The sequence below is a fragment of the Vibrio crassostreae 9ZC13 genome (assembly GCF_000272045.2).
Taxonomy (GTDB): domain Bacteria; phylum Pseudomonadota; class Gammaproteobacteria; order Enterobacterales; family Vibrionaceae; genus Vibrio; species Vibrio crassostreae_C.
This window is the reverse complement of sequence record NZ_AJYZ02000019.1, coordinates 884,540-893,739: the sequence shown is the minus strand read 5'-3', so window position 1 is coordinate 893,739 and position 9,200 is coordinate 884,540. Positions and strand designations below refer to the sequence as shown.

The window sequence follows — 9,200 nt, the reverse complement described above, 5'->3', positions numbered from 1 at the left end:
ACTAAGTAAGTATGGCACGCAGAGTGTCAGGTAGAGGGAGTCCATATCATTCGTTAACTGTGCTTTGAGTCACGAACAAATACTATGAGCTTTATCATCCCATTTTCATATGCAAAAGTGTGAAGTGTTAGTTTTGTTTAAAGAGATCAAGGATGAAAAAGAGTGTGTTATTAGTGCCTATTCTGGGTGCCTTTTTAACTGGTTGTGCAAATAAATATGTATCACCAACAAATACTGGTAATTTGACCCAACTTAGTCTTCAAGCGGAAGGGGATGGAGCGTCGCTAGCTGGAATACAGATTAGGTTTTGGCATGTAGAGAATGCAGGCAAATGTGACATGTGGGAAATTGAAGGTGACAGAACTCTGATGCATACAATTGAAATCGGCGGATTTTCAATGTTTGGTAATGAACAGTCAAAAACATTACCAATTGTTGCCGGGAATAAATCACACTTTTTGGTAACAGCTACTTCCGGAAGTCTTATGTGTGGGGTCATTTCTGATTTTGTTCCAAAAGAAGATGAATCGTATATTTTGAAGTTTGATGGTGTGCTACAAGCTTTGAGTAAGTCACAGTGTAGTGTTGAGCTAACTACCAGTGACCACAACCCTGTTGAGTCGTTTAACTCTCAACTCTGCTTTAAGCCACATTGACCGCACAGTTAACAAACGACTATGGCGTCAATGATTAATTTTTGGCAGTGTTTTCATCCCACATGGCGCCATCTCTCAGCATAGAGTTAAGAGTCACAACCATCTTTCGAACACACGCGATTATTGCGACTTTCTTAGGCTTTCCGGCAGCTACAAGTCGAGCATAAGTTGCTTTGAATACGGGGTTACATTGCATGGCTGACATCATTGCCATATATAACACTGTGCGTACTTGCGCTCGACCGCCTTGGATCACGCGCTTACCTTTGTAGCGCCCACTTTCGCGTGTTATTGGAGCGACACCAATTAGTGATGCCGCTTGTTTATTTGTGATGTAGCCAAGTTCTGGTACGTTGCTAATTATTGATGCAGCGGCAATGTTTCCTATTCCAGGGACGCTCTGCAATATTGTGTTTTTAGCCTGATATTCAGGGCTATCTTCAATGAGTTTAACGAGCTTTTCTTCTAACTTGGTGATTTGATTTTTTATCGTGGTTAGCATCGGTTTGATAGTCGGATGGAGAGAAGCGGGAAGTATCTGGATTCGGTTCTTTTCCATGGTTTGCATGGATAACAACTGGTTTCGGCGAATGACTAAGTCACTCATTAGGCGTATGTTTTTTGGCTTTATGACAGTAAGAGCTGGTTTGATTGCTTCTCCATAGTGAGCAATCAATTCTGCATCTAAACGATCATTTTTGGCTCTGCGGCCAATAGCACCAGCGAACCGTTTTATGTGGACAGGGTTTGCTCTGACAATAGGTAATTGAGCCTCTGCACATGCAAGAACAAAAGGCATTTCTAATCGGCCTGTTGCTTCAATAACGATTCGTTCAGGACTGTGACTCTTAATCGTTTTGAGTGCTTTTTTGATGCCTTTATCATTGTTCTCTACTGAGAAAAATAGGTCTAGTGGCCTGATGTGGATGTCTAATTGTGTTTTGCCGGTATCAACTCCAACGTTGATGCTTTGATTGATTTTGGTATTCATAATAAGCTAACTCATGCTTGCGTAATGCGGGTTCGAGACCCAGTCGACTATTCGAGGTTTATGCTTGAAGTCCTATGTAGCGTTCATGTTTGTTATCGGTCTCTCGATAGAGGAGCCAGCGTTTAAACGAACTACTACATAGAAAGCTTTAGTTGCAGCTAAAGCCTGGGTCTCACATTACCCGATTGGAGTGCTTATTATCCATACAAACGTTTAAGAATCAACCCAACCAAACAGGGCGCCAATAACGGCGCCCTTTGTGTTAGTTGGACACGCTGTAAGTGTCGTAATTGCGAAGTAAGAAGATTGCGATACAGGCTGCGAGCATTGGCCAAGAGGCGAAGAACAGTAGGTTGTTGAACGGGTCCATGTATTTTCCAAAAGAGGAAAAGGTTGAGCCTGCATGAAGGACTAAAATGGCTCCGTAGGTGTACTTTTTCCACATGCCTACAACGAATGCGCCTAAAAATCCGAGCTGCGCGACACCCAGAGCCATCATCGCATTGTTCGAGATGTCGATGCCGTAAAAGCCAGACAGTACTTTTGTCGCGTGCTCAGGGACAAGGATCTTATCCAAGCCCCAGAATAAGAAGACGATAAAAATGCCGATTCTCAGCAGTAGTAGGCTAGTCGCCAGTTTGGTTTGAAGTGTCTTTTCCATGATATCCCTTGTGATGCATTCAATGATGCGATGATTTAAATGTTCATCAAAGGAGACCCATAGCCTTCGCATTTTCTTTCGTTGTTTTTTAGTGCCTTATGTAACAAGGAATGTCTGGTTGGTTTGTTCCTCAACGTTATCGGACTCAAAATGCTGTTGCTTGAGTAAGCTGATAGTCAGGTTTATCGGCATCGGCTTATAAAAATAGAAGCCTTGGATATAGTCGACACCAAGCTTAGATAAGATTTTCACTTGGGATTCGTACTCGACACCTTCTACGATCACTTGCATCCCTAAGGTGCGTGATAGTTGAAGCATGGACTCTAGCAAAGGGAGACCAAAGCTGGATTCGTCGGATATGTTTTTCACAAACACGCGATCGATTTTGAGAATGCTGAACGGGAACTGTCTTACGAAATCTAACCCTGCGTAGCCTGTACCAAAATCATCAATCGCGACTCTGACGCCCCTGTTCGATAGCTTGGTTAGGTTGTCTCTAATTTTGACCATGTCGGCATCAGAACATTCACCATATTCGGTTACTTCAAAAACCACCTGCTTGAGGATCTCAGGGTGTCTTTTAAAGATGCTGATCACTTTGTTAGAGAAGTTACTGTTAGACACTACGTTGCGGCTGATGTTGACGCTGATGTACTTTGAGTCGAACACATCTTGATTGCTTTTCAACGTCATTAATACTTTGCGCAGCACGAAGTAGGTGAGCTCCTCAATTAAGCCTAAGCTTTCAGCAAGCGGAATGAAAATAGCCGGGGAGACGTTACCTTCAATTGGGTCGTTCCATCGTAATAGTGACTCACAGCCGACGATCTCATTGGTGTTTTGGTTAACGATAGGCTGCATGTGAACATGAAGGTGTTGGTTTTTTAGCGCACTTGAAAGCGAATATTCTAAGCTGCGTTGGCTCTGCTTTTTATGCTTGATGGAAAGGAGAATAATGGTGGTGATTCCGGCCATCAAAAAGCCAAACCATAAATAACTCAACATGAAGTGAAGATAAAACTGATACCCAATGTATGAGGTGATGGTCAATGGGTAGGTGTTTGATTGTATCCGCACCTTGGCGATTGATGAGTCAATATCGGTAGGGTGGATATCTCTTTTGATCACTTCAACTTTGGCCTGTATTCCATGGCTGCTCAGGTTTGTTTCAACAAGGTCATAGATGAAGTGTGGCGGAATCATCAGGCTCACTCCGGCATCTTCTTTGTTCGAGAAAATGAGCATGATGGACTGAACTTGCGTGATGGCCGAGTTGGAATACGACAGGGTTGTTAAATTCGGGTCGTCATTGAGTCGCTGCCTGATGGTGCTGTATAGGCGAAATGAAACGTCACCATCGGTGGTTGAACAGTAAAATCGGTTCTGTTTATTGAATACCGCTGCTTCTTTTACCCAATCGGCTTCAAAAACGTTTTGTCGAAGCTGTCTAACGATCGCGTCGCATGACTGTTCAGGTCTAACTTCAGATAAAAAACGGTCGAACCTTGATTGGATCCTCTCTAACCTAGTTTCGACTAACCTTGATGTGTCTTCGGTTAATGTTTGGTAGTGATACGGTGTAAAAGGAATGAGCATTGCCATGGAAAAAAAGAAAGAGATGGCAAAGTAAAATGAAGTCTTGGCAATGTTTTGGTACTTGATATCCATAGTTGGAGAAGCGTTACCGATTTATGTGAGCATTCGATTTAATTTATAAAGTTAGCGTTTAGGTAGCAATATAAATAATTAATAGTGTGAATGCAGGCACGAATTATTGATATAAATAATATGTTTTCTAGTTTTACCAGCAAAATCTGAGCGTTATCTCGTTTATTTGAGTTGGCGAGGCGTCATTTTTGATGATTCATGCGGATAACAAATGCTTATATCCTGATAAATTTTATTGTTATTTGGTCTGGCTGAATGAGCTAAATATTGAGCCACGTTTAAATAAATAAAGTCACGACTCGATTCGTTTTGGTGGTGACAGCATAAAGGATGATTATGAAAAAACTGATATCAGCACTCATAGCGGTGTGCTTCTCATTCTCTGCGTTGGCCGACGAAGGTGTTGTTGATTGCGAGAATGCGATGAATACCATCGAGATCAATCAGTGTGCGGCAATTGAGTTGGAATCTGCACAAGCGGAACTGGATAAATACCTTGCAGCCAGCTTTGAACACAATGCTTATGAAGCTCAGCTGGTCGCTTCAATTAAGAAGGCTCAGGAGAGCTGGCAGGCGTACATGACAGCACATTGTGACTCTGTTTACATCCAATGGCGTGATGGTTCTATTCGAGGGGTTATGGCGCTTTCCTGTAAGACAAGGTTAACCAAGCAGCGCACGCATGAGGTGTGGGCGAATTTCTTAACCTACATGGACAGCACGCCTCCGGTTTTACCAGAGCCTAAATTAGCGCCGTAGGCAGGTTTAAAATACGTACAGGACTGTGCACCTGCTTCAACCTTTGGCGGGCGAATAAGAAAGCGATAGGGGATTGGCCTACTCTGTCGTTCTTAGTTCTTAGTCTCCAGCTTGAAGCATTACAGCTTTAAGTATTACCTAGTAAGGAATCGATTTTGAATAATGTCAGTATCACGCTTATTCAGCTTGAAGTTGAATACAAAAACAAACAAAAGAATATAGATTCGGTCTCTGATCTTTTGCAAGCGGAGCCGTCAGTCGGTGATATTACTTTACTGCCTGAACTGTTCACGACTGGGTATATTTTTAACGAGGCTGAAGAAATTCACGAATTGGCTGAAGACTTCGCCGACAGCAGTACTATTGATTCATTAACGCAGCTTGCAGCGAAGCATGACACCTTGATTGTTGCAGGCATTGCCGAGAAAGATAGCGGCCAATATTACAACAGCGTCGTGGTTGTGGATGCTTCCGGTTTACGACACAAATATAGAAAAATCAGTCAAACCAAATTCGATAAGCAGTATTTCTCGAGAGGGGAGGAACGCCTCTCGTTTGAGCACAAAGGCTTAAAGTTTGGTGTCGCGATTTGCTTTGATATTTGGTTCCCGGAGATCATGAGAGGGTATCAGTCGGTCGACGTTATTCTTCACCCTGCCAACTTCGGTGGGCATCATAGTTTTGCCATTGCTCAAGCGAGAGCCTTGGAGGAAGGGTGTCACATGGTTACTTGTAATCGCGTCGGGCAAGATGTGGTTAATGCGTTTACCGCGACTTATTGTGGTGGAAGCCGAGCCTACTCACCCAAAGGGGAGTTAGTGACTAAACTTAACGACAAGCAATCGGTAGAAACCGTGAGTATTCAAGATCCCTCGATTGCGCCGCAATACAATGGCGTCGATGTGTTAGACGAAATACAGCAAATCGCATCTGTGTTGAATCGCGAAGAAGATAAGTGAAGTGCATTAGGAGCGAAAAGGGCAAGGTTTTTTAACCTTGCCCTTTGTTGTTTAGATCTCTAAGAAGGCGCTTTAAATGGCTTTTACGCTGCTTCGTTCAACAAGAGTAGGTTCAAGTTCAACGACTTGCGGATAAGCATCTGGAGTTTGTAATCTGCTCAAAAGCGTATCCACTGCGGCTTTACCTAAACGATGTTTTGGCTGGTGGACAGTGCTTAACGCGGGTGTCATGTACTTCGACAGGTGGATGTCATCGTAGCCAATGATAGACAGATCATTCGGAATCGATGTGCCATCTTGCGCCGCAGCGTGAATCACGCCCATCGCCATCATATCGTTACTTACGAACAAAGCAGACGGCATTTCGCCACGAGTTTTTAATGTTTGGTAAGAGTCAAAACCACCGTCACATTCAAAGTTGGATTCAACAATCCACTTAGGGTTGATCTCTAAATTGGCTTCTTCCATTGCTTGCTTGAAACCTTGATAACGAGACGAAGCTTGATTGCGGTGCAGTGGGCCAGTGATACAACCAATTTGAGAATGACCGTTATCAATCAGGTGCTTAGTTGCCATGTAGCCACCTTGGTGCGAGTTGTCTTGGATCTTATCGCTCGCAAACAACATAGGGCCCCAGTCCATGACCACAACAGGCAGTTCTGGGTAGCGCTCGAATACATCGATATGTTCGCCTTCAAGGGTAGAACACATCAGCATCAGGCCATCGACACGCTTTTGCAGCAAGGTATCGATAGAGGATTTCATGCGTTCGCTATCGCCTTCGGTGTTACACAAGATAAGGTTGTAGCCTTTTTCGTAGCAACGACGTTCCACACCTTTTACCACTTCGCCAAAGAATGGGTTGGTGGATGTGGTCACTAGCATTCCCAAGGTTTTGGTTTGCTTCATTTTCAAGCTGCGAGCCAATGCAGAAGGCGCATAGTTGAGTTCTTTAGCCGCACTGTTAACACGCTCAGCAATCTCTTCACTGACAAAGCGTGATTTGTTGATCACGTGGCTCACGGTAGAAGTCGAAACCTTTGCGAGCCGTGCGATGTCTTTCATTGTTGCCATAAAAAATCCTTGTGGGAATAACCTTCCACGTTGGGCGATATTCTGCCTGAAAACAGGGGCTTATTCTTGTTATTTGTTGTTACCGAATTTGAAGGCTAACATCCGTTAACCACGATTTAGCTCAGAAGTTAGGCCTTCAAATAGGTATCAAACTAAGCAGACAGTTGCTCTGCCAAAAACGCATCGGTTTCAGCACGGCTTGGAATCGACGTTTGAGCACCAAAGCGTGTCACAGAGATAGCAGCTGCAGCATGAGCAAATTTAATCGCACGCTCAAGTGGCATATCTTCAAGCAAGCCTGTCACCAACGCGCCGTTAAAGGTGTCACCTGCGGCAGTTGTATCTGTTGCTTCAACACGGAAACCTGCGATTAATTCACCTTCGCTGGCTTCATTGCCTTGACCGCGATGACTCACCCACACGCCTTTCGCGCCTAGCGTGATCATTACCGTTTCTATGCCTTTAGCATGCAGAGCCAACGCAGCCTGATGAGCAGACGCGTTGTCCGTCACGGTAATGCCTGTCAGCACTTCTGCTTCAGTTTCGTTCGGTGTAATCACGTCAACACAAGCAAGCAGTGAATCCGATAATGGACGAGCAGGAGCCGGGTTTAGAATGACTTGCGTGCCACTCTCTTTTGCTACTTTCGCAGCGTACTCAATACCTTCAATTGGCGTTTCAAGTTGAGTTAGCAGGTATTTGGCTCCGCGAATCTTCTCTAGATGTGGTTCGATTTGGTCGCAAGTCAGCTTGTCATTAGCTTCTGCAGAAAGACAGATGCTGTTTTCACCCGTTGCGGATACTTGGATCATCGCGATGCCAGTTGGCGTGTTGTCTGCCACGATAACACCGTCGATGTTGATGCCGTCTTTAGCGAAGTCTTGACGAATGTTGATGCCGAATGGGTCGTCACCGACACAGGCGATGAAGCCGATATCTGCGTTTAATCGCGCAGCAGCGACTGCTTGGTTTGCGCCTTTACCGCCAGGGATGACCTGATAGTTACCGCCAATCAAGGTTTCACCCGGACGAGGGAACGAAGGAACTTGCAGTACGTGGTCAGCGTTAACGCTACCTAAAACAATCAGTTGAGTCATGATACGAGCCTTATGATATATCGTATTTGAAAATGCATGGGTCTTTCTCATGGTGTTAAGTGCGCTCTCTTTTGTGAGCGGAATGAGAAACAGCGATGCACTGTCGGGGTTTGCTTTTGTTTGAGTCAGCGAGCCAATCAAAGCAGGGAGATAGGGAACTCCCTGCTTTATATCGCGTTACCTAGTAACGATTACTTAGCGATGATTTTTAGAGGTACTGGTACGTACTCGTCTACTGTTTCGCCTTTCAGTACTTTGTCTGCCATTTCGATACCTAGAGAACCTATTAGGTCAGGTTGTTGTGCAACTGTAGCGCCTAGTAGGCCGCGGTTAACAGCAGCGATGCCGTCGTCTGTGCCATCAAAGCCAACAATCATTACTTCTTTACCTGAAGCTTGAACGGCGCGAAGTGCACCTAGTGCCATTTCATCGTTCTGCGCGAATACTGCTTGTACATCTGGGTTAGCTGCAAGCAAGTTTTCCATTACGTTCAGACCTTTAGTACGGTCGAAATCAGCAGGTTGGCTTGCAAGAAGCTCAAGGTCGCTGCCGTTTACTGCATTCATGAAGCCTTCACCACGTTCACGAGCTGCAGAAGTACCAGCAATACCTTCAAGTTGGATTACTTTCGCTTTTTCGCCCACTTTTTCCATGATGAAGTGACCTGCCATTTCACCACCGATTACGTTATCAGAAGCGATGTGGCTTACTACGTCACCACGGCTTGCACCACGGTCTAGTGTTAGTACTGGGATGTTTGAACGGTTAGCCATGCGAATTGCGTTAGACACGGCGTCTGAATCTGTTGGGTTGATCAGGATTGCCTTAACACCACGAATGGTTAGATCTTCAATGTTCGACAGCTCTTTGCTTGGGTCGTTTTGAGAATCCAGAACGATAAGCTTGTAGCCTAGCTCTTCCGCTTTCGCTTCTGCGCCATCTTTCATGGTTACAAAGAATGGGTTGTTCAATGTAGACAGAACGATTGCCATTGTATCTTGCGCCTGTGCAGACACAGATACTGTTGTAGAAAGAAGAGCAGCAGAAATAAGAGTCGCTAATTTTTTCATGGTGTAAGTCCTTTGTGTAGGGGGAGCTAAGAGGTGAGTCCTAGCTCGTTGTTACATTATTTATAGATTCTAATATTTTAAGGTAAAACAGGGTGTTACTTGTATTAACCTAGAGTGTGAATAGGTTTTATTTGTTTTTGTTGTCGACCAATACTGCCAGAAGAATAACCACTGCTTTTGCAATCATCTGGTAGTAAGAAGATACGTCTAGTAGGTTTAGGGCGTTGTTTAGGAAGCCGATAATCAGAGCACCAATCAATGTGCC

Annotated in this window: 9 protein-coding genes; 3 read left to right on the top strand and 6 right to left on the bottom strand. The window is 44.4% G+C overall.

Features of this window, described 5'->3' with window-relative positions; all coding sequences use genetic code 11:
• Window positions 1–152: 152 nt before the first annotated feature.
• The gene (locus A136_RS05195) at window positions 153–656 is read left to right on the top strand and encodes a hypothetical protein (RefSeq protein WP_017064753.1); all 504 of its coding nucleotides are present in this window, start codon (window positions 153–155) and stop codon (window positions 654–656) included.
• A gap of 34 nt (window positions 657–690) precedes the next feature.
• Here the strand turns inward: A136_RS05195 and A136_RS05190 are convergent, their stop codons facing one another.
• The 3 genes from A136_RS05190 to A136_RS05180 all read right to left on the bottom strand — a co-directional run bounded on the left by A136_RS05190 (window position 691) and on the right by A136_RS05180 (window position 3,976).
• Window positions 691–1,647, bottom strand: a complete 957-nt coding sequence (locus tag A136_RS05190; RefSeq protein WP_017064050.1) for an IS110 family transposase — start codon at window positions 1,645–1,647, stop codon at window positions 691–693.
• A 262-nt stretch (window positions 1,648–1,909) separates the two neighbouring features.
• Window positions 1,910–2,308 (bottom strand): hypothetical protein, encoded by a 399-nt coding sequence (locus A136_RS05185; protein WP_017064752.1) that lies wholly within the window; start codon window positions 2,306–2,308, stop codon window positions 1,910–1,912.
• A 96-nt stretch (window positions 2,309–2,404) separates the two neighbouring features.
• Entirely contained in the window at window positions 2,405–3,976 is a 1,572-nt protein-coding gene (locus tag A136_RS05180; protein WP_017064751.1) for an EAL domain-containing protein, read from the bottom strand.
• Between the two features lie 336 nt (window positions 3,977–4,312).
• On the opposite strand from A136_RS05180, the gene A136_RS05175 reads away from it, so the two are divergent.
• Window positions 4,313–4,735: a lysozyme inhibitor LprI family protein gene (locus tag A136_RS05175; protein WP_017064750.1), complete on the top strand. Its 423-nt coding sequence runs from the start codon at window positions 4,313–4,315 to the stop codon at window positions 4,733–4,735.
• A 155-nt stretch (window positions 4,736–4,890) separates the two neighbouring features.
• Window positions 4,891–5,694, top strand: a complete 804-nt coding sequence (locus A136_RS05170) for a carbon-nitrogen hydrolase family protein (protein ID WP_017064749.1) — start codon at window positions 4,891–4,893, stop codon at window positions 5,692–5,694.
• A gap of 72 nt (window positions 5,695–5,766) precedes the next feature.
• On the opposite strand, the gene A136_RS05165 is transcribed toward A136_RS05170, so the two are convergent.
• The 3 genes from A136_RS05165 to rbsB form a co-directional block, all read right to left on the bottom strand.
• Window positions 5,767–6,768, bottom strand: coding sequence for a substrate-binding domain-containing protein (locus tag A136_RS05165; protein WP_017064748.1), 1,002 nt, complete (start codon window positions 6,766–6,768; stop codon window positions 5,767–5,769).
• A gap of 152 nt (window positions 6,769–6,920) precedes the next feature.
• Window positions 6,921–7,865 carry a ribokinase gene (gene rbsK / locus A136_RS05160; protein ID WP_017064747.1) on the bottom strand — a complete coding sequence of 315 codons (945 nt, stop codon included), beginning with the start codon at window positions 7,863–7,865 and terminating at the stop codon, window positions 6,921–6,923.
• 191 nt (window positions 7,866–8,056) lie between these two features.
• Window positions 8,057–8,935, bottom strand: coding sequence for a ribose ABC transporter substrate-binding protein RbsB (rbsB, locus tag A136_RS05155; RefSeq protein ID WP_017060856.1), 879 nt, complete (start codon window positions 8,933–8,935; stop codon window positions 8,057–8,059).
• Window positions 8,936–9,200 lie beyond the last annotated feature (265 nt).

Coding starts and splice junctions, on each gene's coding strand:
- A136_RS05195 (WP_017064753.1), top strand. CDS start 153: ATGAAAAAGAGTGTGTTATTAGTGCCTATTCTGGGTGCCTTTTTAACT.
- A136_RS05190 (WP_017064050.1), bottom strand. CDS start 1,647: ATGAATACCAAAATCAATCAAAGCATCAACGTTGGAGTTGATACCGGC.
- A136_RS05185 (WP_017064752.1), bottom strand. CDS start 2,308: ATGGAAAAGACACTTCAAACCAAACTGGCGACTAGCCTACTACTGCTG.
- A136_RS05180 (WP_017064751.1), bottom strand. CDS start 3,976: ATGGATATCAAGTACCAAAACATTGCCAAGACTTCATTTTACTTTGCC.
- A136_RS05175 (WP_017064750.1), top strand. CDS start 4,313: ATGAAAAAACTGATATCAGCACTCATAGCGGTGTGCTTCTCATTCTCT.
- A136_RS05165 (WP_017064748.1), bottom strand. CDS start 6,768: ATGGCAACAATGAAAGACATCGCACGGCTCGCAAAGGTTTCGACTTCT.
- rbsK (WP_017064747.1), bottom strand. CDS start 7,865: ATGACTCAACTGATTGTTTTAGGTAGCGTTAACGCTGACCACGTACTG.
- rbsB (WP_017060856.1), bottom strand. CDS start 8,935: ATGAAAAAATTAGCGACTCTTATTTCTGCTGCTCTTCTTTCTACAACA.